Source organism: Psychroserpens luteolus, from assembly GCF_021032705.1.
In the GTDB taxonomy this organism is placed as follows: Bacteria; Bacteroidota; Bacteroidia; order Flavobacteriales; family Flavobacteriaceae; genus Psychroserpens; species Psychroserpens luteolus.
This window is the reverse complement of the sequence record NZ_JAHVXI010000008.1, coordinates 131376-152851: the sequence shown is the minus strand read 5'-3', so window position 1 is coordinate 152851 and position 21476 is coordinate 131376. Positions and strand designations below refer to the sequence as shown.

Sequence of the window (21476 nt, the reverse complement as noted above, 5' to 3'; positions counted from 1 at the left end):
TATATAAGAGATTTTGAATTTAGTAAGTGTAATCTATGTACGGTATTAATTTCTTTTTTTAATTTTAAAGTTATAGTATCAAAACATAACCTTTACTGTTTTTATGAAGCGTACAATTGTAATATTTGGAACCATTAGTATAGTCATTATACTTCTTTTTCAGGTAAGCAAGTTTTCATTAATGAATACTCAAGGTTTTAGCGATGTATTTCTTATTATATCTGGTATATTGTTCATTGCTTTGGGATATTTTATCACAAAACTTTTTTACGCCCGAAAGCATACCAATTCTATACAAGAAATTGATATAAAACGCATAAAAGAACTAAACATAAGCAAGCAAGAACTCAAGGTTTTAGGATTAATGTCTGACGGACTTTCCAATAATGAAATTGCAGAAACCCTGTTTATAACTGAAAATACAGTAAAATCTCATGTTTCAAAAATCTTATCTAAGCTTAATGCCAAGCGCAGAACTGAAGCCGTAAAAATTGGTCGTGATTTAAATATTATTTAAATCTACTAATGATTTAATCAATCATACTTTCGAGTGAATTTCTTAAAATCACTCAAAATCATACTTTCGAGTGAGTTTGGATTTGCCCTAAATCTCTAATTTTAGCTTGAATTAATAAATTTATATTATGAGAAAATTTGTAATACACTATGGTATTATTGGAGCGAGCATTTCAATAGTATTTGGTTTATTGAATTGGTTTTTTATTGCTCCAAGATATGGTCCTAATATTTCTGAAACAATTGGTTACCTATCTATTATTGCTTCTTTACTTACTATTCCTCTAGGAATAAAGTATTTTAGAGATAAATTAAACAACGGGTTTGTTTCGTTTAGTGAAGGATTTAAAATTGGTATAGGTATTACGTTTATAGCTTCTATAATTATGGGAATATATGGAATGTTGTTCTTTGCTATAGAAGGTGACCATTTTAAACAATGGCAGCAGCAATGGTTTACCGAAGCAGAACTTGAAAAAGCTCAAATGCATATGGCTACAATACCAGAGTATATGCAGTCACCAATTTTTCAAGGCCTGATTATGTTTATTATGGTCTTCTTAATAGGAACTGCTATTAATTTAACAAGTGTTTTGGTTTTAAAAAGTAACACTAAACAAGTACGTAATTAATAATACCTTGGTCATGGCTAAAAAGAAATCTTGGAGAGAAAAGGTTAATGATGTAGAAGAAAAAATACATACGATTACACCAGAATGGGAAGAAAGGTTAGGTAAAGGAAAAATACTTATACCAAATGCCCTAGATATTGAAAGAATAATTAATAGGACTAAAAAAGGAGAACTTCTTACTAACAATACTATTAGAGAGACTCTAGCTAAAGAAAAGGGAGTACAGGTAACAGCAGCTATTCCTACAGGTGTGTATTTAAAATATGTTGCTCTTGCCGCTGAAGAAGAAAGAGAAACAAAAAAAGTGATAGTACCATACTGGCGCGTTCTTAAACCTGATGGATCAATAAATATTAAGTTTCCTGGTGGAGCAGAGTTTCAGTCAAAGTTATTAGAAATAGAAGGGCATCGCATAGAACAAGGAATTGGAAAGAAGCCTCCGAAAGTTATGAATTATCAATTTCAATTAAAAAGAGATATAGATAAATGAAAACAATTCACCCTATTGTAAAAAAATGGTTTGATTGCTGGAACAATGGAGTTATTGAGGATTTGCCAATTGCAGACGACTTTAGTCATACAAGTCCATTTGGTACAATTACTCCAAAGTCTGAATATATGGATATCGTTTTAAAGAACAAAAATGACTTTCTTGGTAATACACTTACAATAATCAAACAAATTCAGGAAGATGAAAATGTCTGTGTTCAATTTGAGCAAAAGAATAAAAATACAGGCTTAGAAATGACAGTATGCGAATGGTATAACATTAAAGATGGTTTAATTAAGAGTATTCGTTCCTTTTATAACATAGGTAATGCTGAAATTAAAGGTTAATTAATTAGCTAATATATGTTTTTGAAATAGGAGCCTTATGACACCTATTCTATTCGCTTATAATTTTCAGCATAAATCCTATTACCATCTTCATCGATTTCTATCTGACTAAATGAATCACCATTAATAATCAATTCATGTTTAAATTCTTTCTTTTCCTGAATAATTTTACTCATCATTTCTGAGCCATATTCTAAAATTTCTACAAGCTCACTGCCATTAACCGTATAGCTACCGTATCCAAACCATTCTGAAGAGTCTGTTGGGATATATTTACTCCACATGACTTTAGAATCTGTGTACATTTTTACTTGCCTGTAACCTTCACTGGTACGAAAGGAATCTATCACTTCATTATCTACATAATTATAATAACCAACAAGTTCCCAAGCACCTTCAAGCGGATTGGGATTTGTATTGATTTGTGAAATATCTATCGTTGTGTCTTCAGTATCATTAGCAGGTTTATCCTTGCAAGAAAAAATCAACAGTACAATTAGGAGTGATGAAATAGTAGCTTTCATAATATGATGATTTTAAGATGTGATTACTTTAAATTTACAAAAAAACTTACACTATATCTAAAATTAAAGACTCATAATCAAAATAATAAACAATCACATTTGTAATTAAAGACATTGAAAAATCAAATAATACTATAATAACTGTTAATAACTTTGATGTAAGTTTTTAATCAAAAAACCTACTTTTGCTTATAATAAATTGAAACAAAAATATGTCTGATACAATAGAAAAAGTAAAATGCCTAATTATAGGTTCAGGACCTGCGGGATATACTGCAGCAATATATGCGTCTAGAGCAAATATGGCGCCAGTACTTTACCAAGGAACACAACCAGGAGGTCAATTAACAACGACAAATGATGTAGAAAACTTCCCAGGATATCCTGAAGGAATTACCGGTCCGGAAATGATGATAGAATTACAAAACCAAGCAACTCGTTTTGGAACAGATGTTCGTGATGGATGGATTACAAAGGTTGATTTTTCTGGAGATGTTCACAAAGTATGGGTAAATGATACTAAGGAGATTCATTGTCAAACCGTTATTATTTCGACAGGAGCTTCGGCTAAATACTTAGGCTTAGAATCTGAACAGAAATATTTAAAACTTGGAGGTGGTGTTTCTGCATGTGCTGTATGTGACGGATTTTTCTACAGAAATCAAGAAGTTGTGATTGTAGGCGCTGGTGATAGTGCAGCAGAAGAAGCACATTACCTATCTAAACTTTGTACTAAAGTAACGATGCTTGTGCGTAGAGATGAATTTAGAGCCTCTAAGATTATGGCTAATCGAGTGATCAATACATCTAACATCGAAATTCTTTACAATACTGAAACCGAAGAAGTTTTAGGTGATGGTCAAGTTGTGACTGGTGTTAGAGCTTTTAATAATAAAACAGGAGAGAAGTTTGATATTCCTGCTACTGGATTTTTTGTAGCTATTGGACACAAACCAAATACTGATATTTTTAAAGATTATCTAGAATTAGATGAAACAGGATACATTATTAATGTACCTGGAACTGCCAAAACTAATGTTGAAGGTGTCTTTGTTTCTGGAGATGCTGCAGATCATGTATATCGTCAGGCTGTAACGGCTGCTGGTACTGGTTGTATGGCTGCATTAGATGCAGAACGCTATTTAGCGGCAAAAGAGTCTGATTTTGAAGTATCTACTCCTGTATACTAGGTGTTAATTTCTAAGTAAAAAAATCCGAAGTTTAATATACCAAGCTTCGGATTTATTGTTTATATGAAACATAAAACCATTATTATATTAGGAAGTTCGCGCCCTTTTGGACATACCAGAACAATTGTTGATTATCTTATTTCTCATGGAAATGAGATCGACTTAGTCGTATTGTCCGATTACAATATTGGTTATTTTGATTATGAATTAAAGAATGAAGACGACGATTTTCACCCTTTACTAACGTCGATACTTGGTTATGATACGATTTTGTTTGCAACGCCTGTGTATTGGTATGCCATGAGTGCTCAAATGAAAACTTTTTTTGATAGGATTTCGGATGTCTTGATTGGCGAAAAGAAAGCTATAGGTAGACAGTTGAGAGGCAAAGTCATGGGTTCATTAAGTTGTGGGTCTGATCAAGAAATTTTTGAAGGCTTTGAAATGCCCTTTACTCAAAGTGCAAATTATTTAGGTATGACTTACATTGGACATACACATACTTGGCTTAGTAATGCCGAGACTATTCCTAAAGAGGTATTGCCACGTCTAGAATCTTTAATAAAGAAACTATAAGAAAAAACCCGAAGTTTTAATGCTTCGGGCTTTTATATATCTGTTAAGGCTTATTAAACCGTTATTTTACTTTCTTTTGAAGTTTTACAGTATCAGTAAATTTATTGATTGTTATTTTAGGATTTCCGTAGAGATAAACTTCACTAGAACCTGTAGCTTCAATAACAATATCTTCAATCACTTCTAAATAGACATCACTAGCTATTTCAGCAATAACACTACATGTTTTAGTGGTAAAGTTTTTACCATTAAATTGAGAATTGTTATCTGCTCTAAGTGTTAAGTTTTCTATATTTCCTTCAACGTCAGAATTAGCACGTTGATATAAGTCGATTTTTACATCTGTAGCATTTATCAATGCATCCATTTTAGTATTATCGCTTATTTCAGCAGTGACATTTGTAGCAGTAATGTTTAATTTGACTTTAGTCTTATCGGTACTAACAAAATTAAAATCATTTGCTTTAATATTGAGATATGCTCTAGACGAACCACTGGTCTTTAATGTCGCATTATTTAGCTCTAAAGACGTTAGTGATCTTACTTCTCCATCGTCTTTAACTTCAATATCAGAGAAAGCATCTCCATAATTTACTTTTACATTGAGCTTTTTAGCTCTAATATCTCGTGTAGTAGTAAGTGTGAGAACACTATCAATTACTTCTATACTAATATACTCATGAAGGTTGTCGTCGGTTTCAATTTCTACCGATGGTTTTTTATTATAAAATAACTCTACTTTAAAATCTTCACCAACTACAATTTTCTTGAAACCATCAATGTAGGTTTGTTTAATGGTTAAATTTCTATCACCTTTTACCTTTTCGGTATCTTGAGCAAAACTTGTTACAGTACAACTCAAAACGAGTAATAGAAATAAGGTAACATTTTTCATTGTTATAAATTAAGTGTTATAACAAATATAAACAAAAACCATCCCAAACTTAAAATTAAGCTTGAAATGGTTTCAAAGTGGTTGATTAGTTGGTTGTTAAACGTTTACTTTATGGCTGTTTTTAAGGTGTTCTCGATTCTTGGTGCATGACTTGAACCCATAGTGACAAATACAGTATTACCTTGGTCTATTTGCTCCAAAATAATATGGATCATATGTTCATCTCTTGAGAGGTTAGAACTATTCCAAATGTCTTGAAAATAGCCAGGCCACCCATAAGCTGAACTATGATCTCGCCAATCGTCACCAGGAAAATCTTGTTTCCAAATGCTATCTACATCTTTCCAAGACGTAATTGAATGTCTCAAATGCTCATAGTCTGTCCGCTCCTCAATTAATTGTTGTAGTACTTCTTCTGGATTGTTAAGGCGTTCCTCTTTTGGCGTGCCATAAAATGGACGAAGTGCATAAAACATTGCTAGTTGTTCAGCTGGATACTTTTTTATCATGAGTTCTATTTCATCTGCTCTAGCTGGTTCCCATGTATATAAGTTGACATTATCTCTTTTAGCCAAATCAGATGTTAAACCACTTTCACCATAGTGTTTTATTGGATCTTGTAACCATTTAAATAAAAACCCCATTCTACCTTCTACAAGAGCAATATCAGGTTTATACATATCCCAGTAATGTCTTATGGAATCAAATTGAGCATTTGATGGGTCGTTGATATGTTCTACACCAACGACAATGACCTTACCTTTGTTTTTAGAAGCTACTTCATAAATATATGGTCTGCGGTGCTCATTGATAATGCTTTTGTACTCTACCATGTCCATTACAGGAGTTTCCAAGGTGTGTTGCTTAGTTGTCTTGTAAAATGATGGCGATTTCCATAAAACATCAGTAAGGAACAAGAGTAAAATTAGCGCGAAAAAAACAAGTATGATTTTTATAACTTTTTTCATCTCAAATTACTTTGAACTGAAGTTATTCTATTGTTTTCTAATACTTCCAGAGACGCCATCATTGGTATCTACATTTGTTGGATTTCCATAGTACTTGATATCGCCACCACTGCTTGCATTAGCTTTAAGTTTTTGCTCAGCATTTACTATAATGTCTGCACCACTTGTTACAGAGGCAGTACAGTTTTGAGCTTTTAATTCTCTAGCTTTTATGTCACTTCCACTAGTCGCTTCAGCATTTAAATCGTTTGTAGTCCCAGACACTTTTAGGTCACTTCCACTTGTAGCTCTTAAGGTTGTTGATTCGGCATCGATATCAATTTCTAAATCGGCTCCACTAGTCGTTACTAGTTTCAAGTTGTCTGCAATGATCGTATTTGTAGAATATACATCGCTACCACTAGTTGACGTAATAAGATTAATGTCTTTTACATTTACCATTACTTTTTTAGCTTCGGAACGGCTAATATTTTCATCTGCATAAATTTTTAAAACACCTTCTTCTATTTCTGTAATTATAATGTCATGAAGGTTTTCATCGGCTTGTACTTTTAACATTGGCGTGTCACTTTGAGTTAAATAAACATCTAAACCTCTACTTACAGCAATTTGGTCGAAATCTCCATCAAGTGTACGCTCTACTGTTGATACGTTTCCATTTCCTCTAACTCCAGTATCAAAATTGATATCGAAGTTGCATGATGTTAGCAGTAAGCTAAATATTACTGCAATTGTAAATTTTGTTAATGTTGTCATGATTTTTGTTTTTTGATGATTTATTGTTTTATAGCTTCTTCAACTATATTGTCGTTTTCTCTTACGATGAATTTGGTAATCTTTCCCTGAGAGTCAGATACAAATTCAAAGGTTAAAGGTGCTTGCTTATGAGCAAAAAGTGTTGGAGACTTTGCATAAATATCTGCACTCATTTGTCCAGCGTTTATATGCAATCCTTTTTCTGTTCTAGATATCACAACCAAACCAGTTTCTTTAGCTTGATATTGACCTATGTAAGTGTCTAATAATTCATTTGAAATCTCCACACCATCTACAATAGGTTGTTCTTGCATTTTATGGTCATAACTTATCACACGTTTTAAAACCCATTTTTCGTTTTTTAAAACCCATAAATGTGAAAATTTAGCAATACTACCAGCAACTTCTTTTCCGTTGGTAGTTTCGAAGAATTTATGAACTCCTTTCTGTAAAGCACCATAAACATTGCCTTTATCTTTTAGTAAAAATACTTCAAGGCTGCCTTCCACTAATTCTCGTCTAGATCTGGTTTCGTTATTAGGATTGCAAATACCATTTTTCATGCTTTCAATAAAGGCTTCTTTTGATGTTTCAAGTCCACCAATATCATGGTAGAATTCAAAATCTTCAGCAATTAATTGCTCTAAATAGTGTGTTTCACATTTATTAAAAGAGCGCTCAAAGATTAAACTGTCATTAGCTTTTAACGTATTGAAAATCTCTTTGTGTTCATCTACTTGAGTCTTAAGTGACATATTCATTCCGTAAAAAGCTACGGTGAACATTATGAGTTTATATAGTAACTGTATCATTTTTTGATTGATTAAGGTTCAAATATTTAAAAAATGGTTGGTTAGTTAAATTTTAAATATCTGAACCGTTGATTGATTAGGATGAATTGTTAATTCTCGTTATTGTCGGTTGTTATTTTTACACCGTCTTCGTCGTTAATATTGACATTGACATCGTTTATTTTTGCTTTAACTCCGTCATCATCAATTTCTAGGCTGCTGTTATCAGATTTTGCTTTTAGTCCATCTTCGTTAATTTCGAGTCCGTTCTCGTCATCATCTATATCAACTTCGGTTCTAAACTCATCATCTTCCGGACAATCCAAACACTTCACACCATTGGTAATGATTTTAAGATGACGCTCTTCCATGTTATGATCAAGAATGTCGTTATAATAGTAATCATTACTATGATAGTTGTATGTGTTTTTATCTGCATAAAGTACAGCGCCTTCAGGTAAATAAACGGTTACAGTAACCGACTGACCTTTGCGTGCCTCATCTAAAGGAATGGTTAAGTAGCTATCTAATGATAATTCGTTATTCTGTAAGTCATATTTATAGCTGATACGTTCTGCTCTATTTTTAGCATTGTTGTAATCTGATCCTCTTGCACTGCGTTCTACTCTAATTTTACCAATACTATCTTTAGTTGATCTTACAATAAGTCTCACACCTCTAGAGTATAATACTTTATTGTCGTTATCATCATAAGCTGTGTCAAAGCCATAGCTTCTATAGTATCTATTTCTTGAGAACAAATCATTGTCATCCATTCGTAAACTAATCGTGTCGTTAGCTGTAATTGATGCTAATTTTTCAGTCTTAATTGTAGAACCTTCTTCTTTAAAACTAAGTCCGAATTTTGCAGACAATATGATTAATGAGATAAATGAAATTAACCATAAGCCCAATAAGGTATATTTCGCAGGATTACCAATAGATTTCAGGTTGGTAATTAATATTTTCAATCCAAGGTAGAATATAAAAAATGCTATAATACCAACAAAGAAAAATACAAGTAGCGACATGACCCAAACAGGTACATTAGTAGCATCTGCAATATGGAAGAAATTAGTTCCAGGAATGTTTACGTTATCAAGTATACTAAGACTAAATAGACTAATTACTAATGAAATGATAGTGACAGCACCAACAATCATTAAAATAATACCAAAGAATTTAGCAAAAAGCTTTAAAAAGAACATAATGATATCTCCTATAGTCTCGAAAAACGTACTAGATGTTGATTTTATACGTTCACCTTGACGAGGTAAATCGGCTTTTTTTACACCTTCGGAAATAGAATCTGAAACGTGCTCGAAACCTTCTTTTATTTTATCGCCTTGCTTTTTTAAATCTACATTTTGAACAGCATTGGACACACTGTCGAAACCGTCTCTAATTTTTTTTTCGATGTTACTAATATTGACTTGTTCGCCCTTCATCATTAATTTTTCTGAAGTCGTCGTAGCCTCAGGAACAAAGATCCAAAGTAGGATGTATAATAAAACTCCTGTACCAGCTCCAAAAATTAATAAGAACCAGATTAAACGAATCCATAACGGATCGATACCAAAATAGTGCCCTAATCCTGATGAAACACCTCCAACATAAGAGTTGTCTGTATCTCTATATAATTTTTTAGATGTAGACGTACTACGTTTTGAGTATGAACGTTTAGGCTCATCTTCAAAGATTTCATCATCAACTAGATAATCTTCTGGTTGTCCCATGATAGTGATGACTTCATCGACTTCTTTATGTCCTATAACTTGTCTTTCGTTTTGTACACGCTCACTAAATAGTTCGGCTATACGAGCTTCAATATCTGATATGATTTCTGATCGACCTTGAGAGTCTGTAAATGAACGTTTTATAGCCTCAAGATAGCGCTGTAATTTTAAGTATGCATCTTCATCTATGTGGAAGAATATACCTGCTAAATTTATGTTGACTGTTTTATTCATTATTTTTTAGTTTTTTCTCTTGTTACTATATTAACTGCATTTTGTAATTCGTTCCAGGTAATAGTTAATTCTTTTAGAAATAACTGACCTGTTTCTGTAAGACCATAATATTTTCTTGGTGGTCCAGATGTGGATTCTTCCCAACGATAATTGAGTAGTCCAGCATTTTTAAGCCTTGTGAGAAGTGGATAAATTGTCCCTTCTACCACAAGTAATTTTGCGTCTTTAAGCGTGCCTAAGATTTCTGCCACGTAAGCATCGTCATCTTTTAATACCGACAAAATGCAGTATTCTAATACGCCTTTTCGCATTTGTGCTTTTGTGTTTTCTATCTTCATAAATGAGATTTTAAAGTGAAACTGTTCATTTTTTGATTGATTGATGGTTAATTGATGAAATTTTATTTTAAAAAGTTGATGGTTAATGGATAATGATATAATTCGCCATCTCTAGCCTTTAAGCTCGCAATAACTATAAATACCATTTCTAGAATAAACCCAATAATTGCTAAAAAAGCTAAACCTCCAGTTATATATAATAGAGGAGAGGGTTGTCCAATATTGATATGAAAATCATGAAACCCATTAAAATCGACAAAGTCCATACCGTTGAAAACTTTAAAAATGAAAAATGGAATTGATATTGTACCAAGAATTAATGTATAAAGTAAAATACTTATTTGAAAATTAATGGCTTGCTTTCCATGATTATCTATAAACTCTGATTTGTCTTTGTTCACCATCCATAATACAATTGGCCCAATGTAATTTCCTAAAGGAATTATAAACCTGCTAAAGGTTGATAAATGGATGAATGTAGCGATGTTTTTTTGATGATTGTCTAGCATGATTTTAAAACATATAGTAATTTCTTATACAAATATATGTCTAAAAACAGGTATTATGTTACGCATAGTACTTAAATTTAACATAATATTAACAAATGGTAGTGTCAAATATTTTCAATAAATTAGCTGAAACTTCCAGTAAACATGATAGTTTCACCAAGAAAACTCAATACTTTTTTATTATTCAAATTACCATCTGCATATTTTTGTGGTGTACGTACTACAGCTTTAAGTGATACCACTTGTGTGGTTTCGGTCAAGCATAGATGGTTTAATCAGAACCCATTTAAGTCTATGTTTTGGGCGGTACAAGGTATGGCAGCAGAGTTAACTACAGGTGCTTTGGTCATGTCTAAGATCAAGTCAAGCGGAAAGAACATATCTATGCTAGTCGCCAGTAATAATGGATCGTTTACTAAAAAGGCTACGGGAAGAATTACATTCACCTGTAATCAAGGAGAAGACATTGATGATGCCATTAAGAAAGCCATAGAAACAGGAGAAGGGCAGACCGTTTGGTTAAATTCGAAGGGAATAAATAAAGATGGCGTGCAAGTATCAGATTTTAACTTTGAATGGACGCTAAAGGTTAAAAGTTAATGATGAGTTGTAACAAATGCAAGCGTCTTAAAACATATAGGTAATCAATTAAAAAACACAAAACCATGACATCACACGAAATCGATTACAGAATTTACGGAGAAGAAATGCAATATGTTGAGATAGAACTCGACCCTCAAGAAGGTGTTATTGCAGAATCTGGAAGCTTTATGATGATGGACGACGGTATCAAAATGGAAACTATTTTTGGTGACGGTTCACAAAAGGATACAGGATTCTTCGGAAAAATATTAGGTGCAGGAAAACGTATTCTAACAGGCGAAAGTTTATTTATGACAGCCTTTTATAATGACCTTTCAGGAAAGCGCAATGTATCATTTGCTTCACCTTATCCTGGAAAAATTGTTCCTATAGACCTTACAGAATATAATGGCAAATTTGTTTGTCAGAAAGATGCATTTCTATGTGCAGCTAAAGGAGTAAGTGTAGGTATAGAGTTTTCTAAAAAGCTTGGTCGCGGACTCTTTGGTGGCGAAGGGTTTATTATGCAAAAGTTAGAAGGTGATGGAATGGCCTTTGTACATGCAGGTGGAACCATGGCAAGAAAAGAATTACAAGCTGGTGAAACATTACGAGTAGATACAGGTTGTATTGTTGGCTTTACTCAAGACATCGATTATGATATTGAATTTGTTGGAGGTATTAAGAATACCGTTTTTGGAGGTGAAGGCTTATTTTTTGCTAAACTTCGAGGACCTGGAGTAGTCTATGTACAATCCCTACCATTTAGCAGACTTGCAGGTCGTATTGTGTCTTCTATACCGAGAGGTGGTAATAGTAAAGGAGAGGGCAGTATACTTGGTGGTTTAGGCGATTTATTGGATGGTGATAATAGGTTTTAACATATAATTGGCTGTTAAATTTTTTGGCTGTTCGTCAAGGGAATCATTTTTTTTACTACATTTAGAATGTAATAATTAAAATAAAAGCATATAAAGCAAATCTACTTTTTTTAAACCCTAAACCCAATTAAAGAATGGCAAGAGCAATGTTTGAGTACACAAAAACTGTACTTAATAAAGTGAGTTTCGACGCTACATTGTTCTGTAAAGAATTACAAAAAGCACTTCAAAGATTATTACCTTACGAAATTGAAGAGCTTAAGATTTATATTAAATCTTTAATCTTACAGAACCCAGAATTAGATCAATGTTTAATCTTATTAAATGAATAAAAAAAAGCGACTTACGAGTCGCTTTTTTTATACACTTTTTCTAGAATGAATAACTAGAGTCTATTTAGCTCTTGGACTAATAATCTCAACATTTTGAAATGCTATAGCACCTCTTATAATACCGGAGATCACATTGTGTAATGCATCAATGATTTGCATTTTTAGTTCACTTTTGTGATAAATAATACTTACTTCTCTAGCTGGTGAAGGATCATTAAAGTGATGTAATTTAGTTGACATCTTTTCGTTAAGATCTAGTGTATTTAGATAGGGAAGAAGTGTCATTCCTAAACCTTCATTAGATAGTTTGACTAAGGTTTCTATACTACCACTTTCTAATTGAAATTGATCATCTTCATGGGTTTTAAATGCCTTACAAAGATTGATTACACCATCCCTAAAGCAATGACCATCTTCTAAAAGTAACATATCGTTAATGTCTAAATCAGATACCTCAATTCTTTTCTTATCTTTTAACCTGTGATCATCTGGAACATAACCTACAAAAGGTTCGTAATACAACACACGTTCTTTTATTACCTCATGCTCTAAGGGCGTTGCAGCAATCGCGGCATCCAAATGTCCGTCTACAATTCTAGTGATGATTTCTTCAGTGGTTAACTCTTCAATTTTGAGTTTAACCTTTGGGTATTTCTTAATAAAAGTTTTGAGAAACATAGGCAATAGCGTTGGCATTATGGTTGGAATAATCCCAATCTTAAATTCACCACCAATAAATCCTTTTTGTTGATCTACAATATCCTGTATACGATCAGATTCATCAACTATGTTTTTGGCTTGCTGCACAATTTTTCTACCAACATCAGTAAGTTCTATAGGCTTTTTACTTCTATCGAAAATGAGTATATCGAGCTCTTCTTCTAATTTTTGTATTTGAGTACTTAGAGTTGGTTGCGTTACAAAACACTTTTCGGCAGCTTTTGTGAAATTCTTATGTTCTGCTATCGCTAATACGTAATGTAGTTGTGTAATTGTCATTGTTATTCATTTAGACTATAAAAATATAAAAACTATTTATAAAAACTATAATAAATTGAATTAATTATAAAATAAATTTGCATTAATAAAAACAATAGAGATTATGACACTAAATAGTATAGGGCTTGACACCCACAAAACACAAATAATTGCAGAAGATTTAAATCATCTTTTAGCAAATTTTCAGATTTATTATCAGAATTTAAGAGGCATTCACTGGAATATTAGAGGAAAACGTTTTTTTGACTTACATGTAAAGTTTGAAGAATTATATACTGATGCCAATATAAAAGTCGATCAAATAGCAGAACGTATTTTAACTTTAGGTGTAACTCCTTTACATACTTTTGAAGACTATACAAAAGCGGCAAAAGTCCCTGTTGGTAAAGATATTTCCGAAGATGAAAAGGCCGTAAAACTCATAGTTGCCTCTTTAACCGAATTATTAAACATTGAGCGCCAAATTTTAGAACAATCTGGAAATGCTAATGATGAAGGTACTAATTCTATGATGAGTGATTTTATTACAGAGCAAGAAAAAACGGTATGGATGATGAAAGCCTGGTTAGGTGAAAGTATTTAAGTCTAAGAAATATTATATCTAAAAGAAAACCCTTTAGAACCAATAGGATTCCAAAGGGTTTTTTATCAAGCTTAAAACCAATCAATTTTATTCACATCCAGAAGATATATCTAGTATCCAAGATGCCGTACTTACTACTTCTGGTCCTTCTGGATTATCACAGTCAAAGAATAACCAAACACTTGAAAAGTTACCTGAATCTGTATTTACACTAACACCAACCTCGCCAACTGGACTCGCTGATACTTCCCAAGTACCCGAAGCTATTGGGTCATTAGCCAGACTTACAGTAACTGTACCATCACTACCAAACACATAAGTGTATTCTTGATCTCCAATAGTTACGGTCCAAAATTGACATTCAACTAATTGACCTTCGACATCTTCTTCAGAGCAGTTCGATGGGTTATTTACGTCACATTCGATAAAGTCCTCTGCACTAAACCCTTCACATTCCGCATAACATGCATTAGGGAAAGTCGTAACAAATACCTGTCCGTTTTCTTCATATTCTACACAAACTGGATTGATTTCTTCTTCAAGACATTCTAGACATTCAGAACCTGTATCTCCACAGTCAACAAAATCTTCTTGTGTAAACCCTTCACATTCAGCATAACACGCATTAGGGAATGGAATGATTATCACCTGACCGTTTTCTTCATACTCAACGCATACAACTGGACCAGCCGTATTTGCACATTCTTCACAGTCATCATCATATTCATCGAAACAATCTTCTAAGATGTCTTCAAATTCTTCTTCGTTGTTTATCGTTACAACATCGCCATTATCAAGAGTGACGGTAATTGGATATACAAAATCAAAATAGTATGAATTGTATAAGGCATTATCTAATTCTTCTTGTGAGTTTACTTCTAAAGTTGTGCCATCATCTGTAATAATAGATAGTGGGAAATTAAAAGTAAAGCACTCAATCCCTCCAGGGCAATTGTAATCTTCTTCACAGTTTTCAGAAAAATCATCTTCTGTAAATCCGTCACATTCAGCATAACATTCATTAGGGTAAGTCATTAAGAATACTTCTCCGTTTGGAGCTTCGATTTCAACACAAACTGGGTCGTACTCGTCATCACATTCACAATCAAATTCATCAAAATCACAGTCTTCTAAAAGATCTTCAAATTCTTCTTCATTGTTAATAGTAACTACTTCTATAGCATCAGAATCATCGTTATACGTTTCGACATCAAAAGGAAAAGCAATCCCATTGATGTATAAATCATCTGTAGAATTAATTAAAACTTGTACTAAATCTTCAAGACTTTCAACAGCAACTGTAGTCCCGTTATTATAAGATAGGTTAATTGGGTATACGAAATCAAAACAGAAATCAAACACGATATTTCCTGTTGGATTCTCTGTAGGAATCATGTTTCCTTGATTGTTAAATTGTAATCTAAGTTCTGATAGAGATGTAGTGATAGACGCACTTTCGTCTATATTTTGATCTTCTATTACAGGTTCGTCATTTGTACATGACGTAAAAACGCTTGCAATAAGGGCGAAGCTTAAAAGAAATAATTTGAAATTTTTCATCATAGCAATTTTTAAGATTAAAATATGGTTTTATCGATTAATCACAACTAAGACAACTGTCAAAAAAAAAACCCTACTTTTTACTCTAATTTTTTTTTATTTAGTTTTGACACATTCACTTTCAAAGCAAATAATGGCTAAAAACCCACATAAAATATGTCAGTCTGAAACTTTTGAGAGCATCTATCGTGAGTATGCCAAAGATTTGAGACGTTTTATTTTTTTTAAAACTCAGGACATCGATAAGGCGGAAGACATTTTGCAGGAAACTTTTATAAAACTTTGGGACAATTGTAGTAAAGTTGACTATGACAAAGTAAAAAGTTACCTCTATACAGTAGCCTCAAATACGTTCTTAAATTCTGTAAAACATGACAATGTGGTAAGGAAGCATCAACAAAGCTTAGTGAAAGAAACTACTAATGAGTCTCCAGAGTTTATAATGCTAGAGAAGGAGTTTATGGATAAGTTAGAACGTACAATAAATGGATTACCCGAAAAACAGAAGGAAGTGTTTTTATTAAATAGAATAGAAAAGAAGAAATACAAAGATATTGCTCTAGAACTAGACATTTCGATAAAAGCTGTTGAAAAACGGATGCATGCTGCATTAGTTGTCATGAGGTCGGAAATTGGAAATATTTAAAAAATATGATGTTTAAGGTAGGGTTTTATTAATTGTAATTGTCTTTATTATAGTATTCAAATGAAAGAGCAAGATTTACATAACGAAAAAGATACGTTTTTAGCCAAATGGTTAGAAGGCAAAATCACTGATGAAGATTTAAAAGCCTTAGTGACTGAAGCTGAGTATAATTCTTATATGAAAATCAAAAGAGGAATTGAAACCTACGAAGCTTTAGAAGCCTCAACAGAAGCCTCTTTTGAAAAGATTACTAATCATATTTCTAAAAAGAAAGCTAATGTTCGTAAGCTCCATACAAATAGCTGGTTTATTGGTATTGCTGCATCTATAGTCTTATTTTTTGGACTATTCTCGCTCTTAACTGATGATATTGTAACCATTAAAACCAATTATGGAGAATATAAAACAGTAACGTTATTAGATGGGTCTGAGGTGATTTTAAATTCTAAATCTACCTTGACATATAATGAAGACGAATGGACATCTGATAGGTCTTTACATTTGGTTGGTGAAGCCTATTTCAAAGTAGAAAAAGGAAATACGTTTACTGTGCATACTGAAAATGGAGAGGTTAAAGTTTTAGGAACGCAATTCAATGTTAATTCTATAAGCGATCTATTTGAAGTGGTTTGTTTTGAAGGCAAAGTGAGCGTGAAATCTAAAGATGAAAACTATATTTTATTGCCAACACATTCTGTAAGACGCATAAATGGTCATTCTATTGAAAAATGGGAAACGTTTGAGACTGATCCTACTTGGATTCATGGTGAAAGCACGTTTAAAAGTGTACCTTTAAAATATGTGATTTCTGCATTAGAATCACAATACGATATTAATATTGAAGCAAAAGATATTGATCAAACAGTTGTGTATACAGGTAGTTTTACCCACAACGATTTAGATACTGCATTAAAAACGGTATTTAAATCTCTACAAATACGATACGTTGAAAAAGACAATCAGAACATCTATTTGAGTATAAAGTGAAAAAAATTATTAACAGCATTTTACTAATTTTGCCTGTTTTAGCCTTTTCGCAAGAAGAGGCTAATAAATTTTATATCAATTTTGAGTCTGAAAAAATAGAAAATGCTTTTGATCTTATTGAGGACGTTTATGATGTGCGTTTTTCATATAAAGACGACATTCTAAAAGGAAAAACGGTTAGTCTTAAAAAGGAAAAACGTAGTTTATCTCAAGTGCTTAAAGCTATAGAAACACAAACCGGTTTGAGTTTTGAAATTGTTGCAAGTAGGTATATCATCGTCAATAAATCTGAGCCCGAAGTCAATGTTGAAGAACTAGATAAAATAATTATTAATAGCTATCTCACTAAAGGCATATCCAAGCGGAAAGATGGGTCGTATCAAATTAGTCCGAAAGATCTGGGCATATTGCCTGGCCTCACCGAGCCAGATGTCTTAGAGAGTATTCAATTATTACCAGGAGTTGTAAGTCCAAACGAAACAGCTTCTGGTTTTTTAGTTAGAGGCGGAAAGATGGATCAAAATCGGTTAATTTGGGATGGGATTAATATGTATCATAAAGGACATCTCTTCGGAATGATCTCACCATTTAATCCCAATGCAACTAAAAATGTTACTTTTATAAACAAAGGTTCTCATCCTAGATATGGTGAACGCGCTTCTAGTGTCATATCTATGCAGACGAATTCAGAAATTGAAGATGAATTAAAAGCACAAATAGGGTTTAACGGTATTAGTGCAGATGCTTTTATTGAAGCACCAATTATTAAAGATAAATTGGGTGTTCAAGCTTCAATTAGATCAAGTTATACCAACCTCTACCAATCCTATACATTCGATAGGTTAGCCGATAAAGTTTTTGAAAGCACAAAAATTGCAAATGGTGATAATCCCAATAACGATTTCAGTTTTTTAGATTTTAACGTGAAATTAAACTACCAACCTAATGTTAACAATAGTTTGTATGCAAGCCTGATTTCTATAGATAATCAATTAAATTATACAGTGTTTGATACTGATAACGACCAAAGTTTTAATGATCTTATGTTGATTAAAAACACAGGTTATGGTTTGGGTTGGAAAACCCAATGGAATTCTAAATTGAATCAACATACATCAGCGTTTTTTTCAGAATATAAACTCAATTATAATTTTATTACTTCGGAAGGAGAGACACAAGCGTCTAATTTTGAAAAGCGAAATGTGATTTTTGATTCTGGAATTTCAACAGAGTTTGTGCAGCATATAAATACTAATAATTCTGCCACGTTAGGTTATCAATTCGTATTAAAGGATGTGGCATATGCGTTTTTAAATACGACGAATTTACAATTTGTTTTAGATGAAGATAAAACTGTAATAAAAACGCATAGTGTATATGGAAACTATGAGTATAGAAATCCGAAATTATTTGAATTGTCTTTAGGATTAAGAGTTAATTACTTTGATGAATTGGACACCTTTAGATTTGAGCCAAGATTGTTGTTTTATAAGCAGTTACTCAGAAACCTAAAACTTCAAATTTCGGGAGAAATTAAAAATCAAATTATTAGTGAGATCGATGAAACCATACTAAGTGATTTGTCTTTAGAAAATAGAGTTTGGCGATTAGCTAACGGAAATGAATTTCCAATTATTAATAGCAAACAAGTATCTGCTGGATTTATCTTTACTAATAATGGATGGACTATAGATATCGACAATTACTACAAAACTTTAAATGATATCACAGCGTTGTCTTTTGGATTTCTGAATCCAAATAATAGCACATTTAATATTGGAGAGCAGCGAATTTACGGTGTTGATGTTTATGTAAGGAAACGATTTAATAGGTTCAATTCTTGGCTGAGTTATGCATTCAATAATTCGGAGAGTAAGTATCAAAATTTAAATAATACTGAATTTTTCGATTCCAGATCTAATGTAAGACATGCTTTTACTGCTTCATTAAGTTATAAATTATCAAATTTTCAAGTGGCATTAGGATGGCGATGGCAAACAGGTAAGCCTTATACTGCATCTACCAATGGAATTAATGGTTTAGAGTTTAATGATGGAATAAATACCAATAGATTACCAGACTATCACCGACTTGACCTATCGTCTACCTATAAGTTCAAATTTTCCGAAGATAGTAAGTTAAGAGCAAAAGTTGGATTTTCAATACGAAACGTCTACGATAATAAAAACCTTATCAGTAGAGAATATAGAGGTAATAATGACTTAAATAGTGATATAGAACTTATAGATAGATTCTCTATAGGTTTTGCGCCTAATATCCTTTTCAGATTATATTGGTAAACTATTGTAAATGAAAAAGAACCTTCATATTGAAGGTTCTTTTTTTTGATTGACTAACTTTTTGATTGATTGATTGATTGATTGATGAGTTTGTGTTATAATCTAATAGATAATTTCATGTCTTCTTTTGTAAGTGTGAATTTAGCGTCTTCATATATTGGAGGTCCGTAACTTCTAGGGTTATTAGACATTCCGTAAGATTCTTTTGGCATTCCATTGTCTTCAAAATCCATTCTCTCGTTTTCATTTTCATCATGTAAGACCATTATAGCATAATCTCCAGGCGTTACATTTTCAAAAGTTATGGTCGCTTTTCCGTCTTTAATCTTAGATTCGGCATTTTGAACTCCTGCACCTTTCATAAAGGTATCTTTTGTGTTTAGAGACACTAATAGTTTGCCATTATCGTTTTTAGCATTTTCTATAGTTACTGTAATGGTTTGTCCTTTGCTATCTTGAGCAAATCCTAAAGTTGATACTACTATTAAGGCGATTGATAAAAATAAAGTTTTCATGATATGATGTTTTAAATGGTTTATTTGTTATTGATGAGTCAAATATCCAACCAAAAGAAAACTTTGCCTAAAGAGACTGACCGAACCGTCAATTTTTATGACTGAATTGTAAAAAAAAACACATCATTGTTTAATGACATGCTTTTTTGATTGTAAATGGGTTTGTTTAATTACGTCCAGCGATTACACCTCCATCTGTATCCCAAATAGCTCCAGTGACCCAAGACGCTTTATCAGATAATAAGAAGGTGATGCTATTGGCAACATCTTTAGGTGTACCATTTCTTCCAATGGGATGAAAAGCATTAAACCCTTCCAAAGCTTTATCTGCTTCTTCTTTTCCTCCAAATACACTATGATATACTGGTGTTTGAACTACAGCAGGAGATACAGCATTAACTCTAATATTATAATCGGCTAATTCCATGGCTAAGTGTTGTGTTAACGAATGCAAACCAGCTTTTTGCATTGAGTAAGCAGAAGATGGGGTAGCTTTAACTGCCTGTTTTGCCCACATCGAACCTACATTTACAATAGATCCGCCAGATGTATCCTTCATTTTTTTTGCAGCAGATTGTGTAATAAAGAAAAAGCCTCTATTGAGGTCTAAATATGAATCATAATCACTCTTAGTATGATCTAAAAAGGACTTTGGTCCAAAAATACCTGAAGCATTTACCAGATAATCTAGATTATCTAAGCTATTAATTTTTGAAATGAGTTCATCTACTTCGGATGCATCGGTTATGTCTACCGTATGCTTTATTAAATGATCTTGATCTGCAACTTTTCCTGTCGATCTACCAACAATATGTACAGTTGCGCCTTCACTTAACAAGTGTTGAGCAGTTTCATAACCAATACCGCTAGTGCCTCCAATGATGAGGGCTGTTTTGTTTTCGAATGTTTTCATAATATATATTTGTGTTTAATTATAGACAGAAAAGTCTGTCTGTTTTTGTATAAATTTTTTTGATATTATAATAGTTGTTTGCAAATAGTTTTCGCCGAATGAATAGGCCAGATATCGTTTTGTAAATAGCTTTCTGAGACAGCGCTTTCATAGAGTAAGTACACTTGCTTTGCAATAGACTTACTGTTGTCTTTTGATAGGCCTTCTAAGTTATTTTTGATTAATTCAGTGATGTATACGATTAAATTTTGTTTTTGATTTAAAATCTCTTCTCGTATTTTGGTATTGTCCTTTGGGATTTCAGAAATTGTATTTATACACCAACAACCATTAAATTCTTTGGAATTAAAAAATTGGTCCAGATAATCAAATAATGCTAAAATGCGATTTTCGCCATGTTTACGTTCTTCAACAAAAGCTTTAATTTCTGAAATAAACATGCTGTTTTTATGCTGTAAATAAGCAATGCAGATGTCTTCTTTAGATTTAAAATGATTATAGAGTGTCGCTTTGGCTATGCCTGCTTCTTTTATAATTTCGTTGATACCAGTGAGGTTATACCCATTTTGATAGAACAAATGTGAAGCTGTTTGAATAATGTGATCTTTAACTAAAGCGTGTTTCATATTGCAAATATATAAAAAATTATCAAAAATAGACAAGTCTGTCTATTTTA

The 21476-nt window shown here is 32.5% G+C and carries 26 protein-coding genes; 13 read left to right on the top strand and 13 right to left on the bottom strand.

The window, feature by feature from the left end; genetic code table 11:
• The first annotated feature begins 103 nt into the window (after positions 1-103).
• The 4 genes from KWG70_RS17130 to KWG70_RS17115 all read left to right on the top strand — a co-directional run bounded on the left by KWG70_RS17130 (position 104) and on the right by KWG70_RS17115 (position 1985).
• Positions 104-517: a response regulator transcription factor gene (locus KWG70_RS17130; protein WP_230937268.1), complete on the top strand. Its 414-nt coding sequence runs from the start codon at positions 104-106 to the stop codon at positions 515-517.
• A 127-nt stretch (positions 518-644) separates the two neighbouring features.
• Positions 645-1148 (top strand): DUF4199 domain-containing protein, encoded by a 504-nt coding sequence (locus tag KWG70_RS17125; protein ID WP_230937267.1) that lies wholly within the window; start codon positions 645-647, stop codon positions 1146-1148.
• Positions 1149-1161: 13 nt separating this feature from the next.
• Positions 1162-1638 carry an MGMT family protein gene (locus KWG70_RS17120; protein ID WP_230937266.1) on the top strand — a complete coding sequence of 159 codons (477 nt, stop codon included), beginning with the start codon at positions 1162-1164 and terminating at the stop codon, positions 1636-1638.
• Entirely contained in the window at positions 1635-1985 is a 351-nt protein-coding gene (locus KWG70_RS17115; protein ID WP_230937265.1) for a nuclear transport factor 2 family protein, read from the top strand. The genes KWG70_RS17120 and KWG70_RS17115 overlap by 4 nt, the downstream gene beginning before the upstream one ends.
• Positions 1986-2029: 44 nt before the next feature.
• On the opposite strand, the gene KWG70_RS17110 is transcribed toward KWG70_RS17115, so the two are convergent.
• Positions 2030-2509, bottom strand: a complete 480-nt coding sequence (locus KWG70_RS17110) for a hypothetical protein (RefSeq protein WP_230937264.1) — start codon at positions 2507-2509, stop codon at positions 2030-2032.
• 212 nt (positions 2510-2721) lie between these two features.
• Between KWG70_RS17110 and trxB the strand changes: the two genes are divergently transcribed.
• Complete coding sequence (trxB, locus tag KWG70_RS17105; RefSeq protein WP_230937263.1) at positions 2722-3699, top strand: thioredoxin-disulfide reductase; 978 nt, start codon at positions 2722-2724, stop codon at positions 3697-3699.
• Between the two features lie 63 nt (positions 3700-3762).
• Positions 3763-4275, top strand: coding sequence for a flavodoxin family protein (locus tag KWG70_RS17100; protein ID WP_230937262.1), 513 nt, complete (start codon positions 3763-3765; stop codon positions 4273-4275).
• Positions 4276-4336: 61 nt separating this feature from the next.
• On the opposite strand, the gene KWG70_RS17095 is transcribed toward KWG70_RS17100, so the two are convergent.
• The 7 genes from KWG70_RS17095 to KWG70_RS17065 all read right to left on the bottom strand — a co-directional run bounded on the left by KWG70_RS17095 (position 4337) and on the right by KWG70_RS17065 (position 10502).
• On the bottom strand, positions 4337-5170 hold the full coding sequence (locus KWG70_RS17095; protein WP_230937261.1) for a GIN domain-containing protein: 834 nt from the start codon (positions 5168-5170) through the stop codon (positions 4337-4339).
• A gap of 104 nt (positions 5171-5274) precedes the next feature.
• Complete coding sequence (locus tag KWG70_RS17090; RefSeq protein WP_230937260.1) at positions 5275-6138, bottom strand: hypothetical protein; 864 nt, start codon at positions 6136-6138, stop codon at positions 5275-5277.
• 27 nt (positions 6139-6165) lie between these two features.
• A complete protein-coding gene (locus tag KWG70_RS17085; protein ID WP_230937259.1) occupies positions 6166-6894 on the bottom strand; it encodes a head GIN domain-containing protein in 729 nt (242 codons plus the stop codon).
• 20 nt (positions 6895-6914) lie between these two features.
• Positions 6915-7706, bottom strand: a complete 792-nt coding sequence (locus tag KWG70_RS17080; protein WP_230937258.1) for a nuclear transport factor 2 family protein — start codon at positions 7704-7706, stop codon at positions 6915-6917.
• Positions 7707-7795: 89 nt separating this feature from the next.
• On the bottom strand, positions 7796-9655 hold the full coding sequence (locus KWG70_RS17075; RefSeq protein ID WP_230937257.1) for a PspC domain-containing protein: 1860 nt from the start codon (positions 9653-9655) through the stop codon (positions 7796-7798).
• Positions 9655-9993: a PadR family transcriptional regulator gene (locus tag KWG70_RS17070; RefSeq protein ID WP_230937256.1), complete on the bottom strand. Its 339-nt coding sequence runs from the start codon at positions 9991-9993 to the stop codon at positions 9655-9657. The genes KWG70_RS17075 and KWG70_RS17070 overlap by 1 nt, the downstream gene beginning before the upstream one ends.
• Before the next feature lie 62 nt (positions 9994-10055).
• Positions 10056-10502: a DUF4870 domain-containing protein gene (locus KWG70_RS17065; RefSeq protein WP_230937255.1), complete on the bottom strand. Its 447-nt coding sequence runs from the start codon at positions 10500-10502 to the stop codon at positions 10056-10058.
• A gap of 144 nt (positions 10503-10646) precedes the next feature.
• Here KWG70_RS17065 and KWG70_RS17060 point away from each other — a divergent pair, with 144 nt between their 5' ends.
• The 3 genes from KWG70_RS17060 (at position 10647) to KWG70_RS17050 (ending at position 12297) form a co-directional block, all read left to right on the top strand.
• Positions 10647-11102 carry a DUF4442 domain-containing protein gene (locus KWG70_RS17060; RefSeq protein ID WP_230937254.1) on the top strand — a complete coding sequence of 152 codons (456 nt, stop codon included), beginning with the start codon at positions 10647-10649 and terminating at the stop codon, positions 11100-11102.
• Positions 11103-11167: 65 nt separating this feature from the next.
• Positions 11168-11965 carry a TIGR00266 family protein gene (locus KWG70_RS17055; RefSeq protein WP_230937253.1) on the top strand — a complete coding sequence of 266 codons (798 nt, stop codon included), beginning with the start codon at positions 11168-11170 and terminating at the stop codon, positions 11963-11965.
• 134 nt (positions 11966-12099) lie between these two features.
• Positions 12100-12297, top strand: a complete 198-nt coding sequence (locus KWG70_RS17050; protein ID WP_230937252.1) for a hypothetical protein — start codon at positions 12100-12102, stop codon at positions 12295-12297.
• Positions 12298-12357: 60 nt separating this feature from the next.
• On the opposite strand, the gene KWG70_RS17045 is transcribed toward KWG70_RS17050, so the two are convergent.
• Positions 12358-13296: a LysR substrate-binding domain-containing protein gene (locus tag KWG70_RS17045; RefSeq protein ID WP_230937251.1), complete on the bottom strand. Its 939-nt coding sequence runs from the start codon at positions 13294-13296 to the stop codon at positions 12358-12360.
• A 103-nt stretch (positions 13297-13399) separates the two neighbouring features.
• On the opposite strand from KWG70_RS17045, the gene KWG70_RS17040 reads away from it, so the two are divergent.
• On the top strand, positions 13400-13879 hold the full coding sequence (locus KWG70_RS17040; protein WP_230937250.1) for a Dps family protein: 480 nt from the start codon (positions 13400-13402) through the stop codon (positions 13877-13879).
• Between the two features lie 87 nt (positions 13880-13966).
• Here KWG70_RS17040 and KWG70_RS17035 read toward each other — a convergent pair whose 3' ends face one another.
• Complete coding sequence (locus KWG70_RS17035) at positions 13967-15439, bottom strand: hypothetical protein (protein WP_230937249.1); 1473 nt, start codon at positions 15437-15439, stop codon at positions 13967-13969.
• A 133-nt stretch (positions 15440-15572) separates the two neighbouring features.
• Here KWG70_RS17035 and KWG70_RS17030 point away from each other — a divergent pair, with 133 nt between their 5' ends.
• From KWG70_RS17030 to KWG70_RS17020, 3 genes are read left to right on the top strand one after another with little or no spacing between them, the layout of a single operon-like run.
• Positions 15573-16085: an RNA polymerase sigma factor gene (locus tag KWG70_RS17030; protein ID WP_230937248.1), complete on the top strand. Its 513-nt coding sequence runs from the start codon at positions 15573-15575 to the stop codon at positions 16083-16085.
• A 60-nt stretch (positions 16086-16145) separates the two neighbouring features.
• Positions 16146-17072 (top strand): FecR family protein, encoded by a 927-nt coding sequence (locus KWG70_RS17025; RefSeq protein WP_230937247.1) that lies wholly within the window; start codon positions 16146-16148, stop codon positions 17070-17072.
• Positions 17069-19372: a TonB-dependent receptor domain-containing protein gene (locus tag KWG70_RS17020; protein WP_230937246.1), complete on the top strand. Its 2304-nt coding sequence runs from the start codon at positions 17069-17071 to the stop codon at positions 19370-19372. Before KWG70_RS17025 ends, KWG70_RS17020 begins: the two co-directional genes overlap by 4 nt.
• A gap of 95 nt (positions 19373-19467) precedes the next feature.
• On the opposite strand, the gene KWG70_RS17015 is transcribed toward KWG70_RS17020, so the two are convergent.
• The 3 genes from KWG70_RS17015 to KWG70_RS17005 all read right to left on the bottom strand — a co-directional run bounded on the left by KWG70_RS17015 (position 19468) and on the right by KWG70_RS17005 (position 21426).
• On the bottom strand, positions 19468-19887 hold the full coding sequence (locus tag KWG70_RS17015; protein WP_230937245.1) for a DUF2141 domain-containing protein: 420 nt from the start codon (positions 19885-19887) through the stop codon (positions 19468-19470).
• A gap of 166 nt (positions 19888-20053) precedes the next feature.
• Positions 20054-20800 (bottom strand): SDR family NAD(P)-dependent oxidoreductase, encoded by a 747-nt coding sequence (locus tag KWG70_RS17010; RefSeq protein WP_230937244.1) that lies wholly within the window; start codon positions 20798-20800, stop codon positions 20054-20056.
• Between the two features lie 65 nt (positions 20801-20865).
• Positions 20866-21426, bottom strand: a complete 561-nt coding sequence (locus KWG70_RS17005; protein ID WP_230937243.1) for a TetR/AcrR family transcriptional regulator — start codon at positions 21424-21426, stop codon at positions 20866-20868.
• Between the last annotated feature and the right edge of the window lie 50 nt (positions 21427-21476).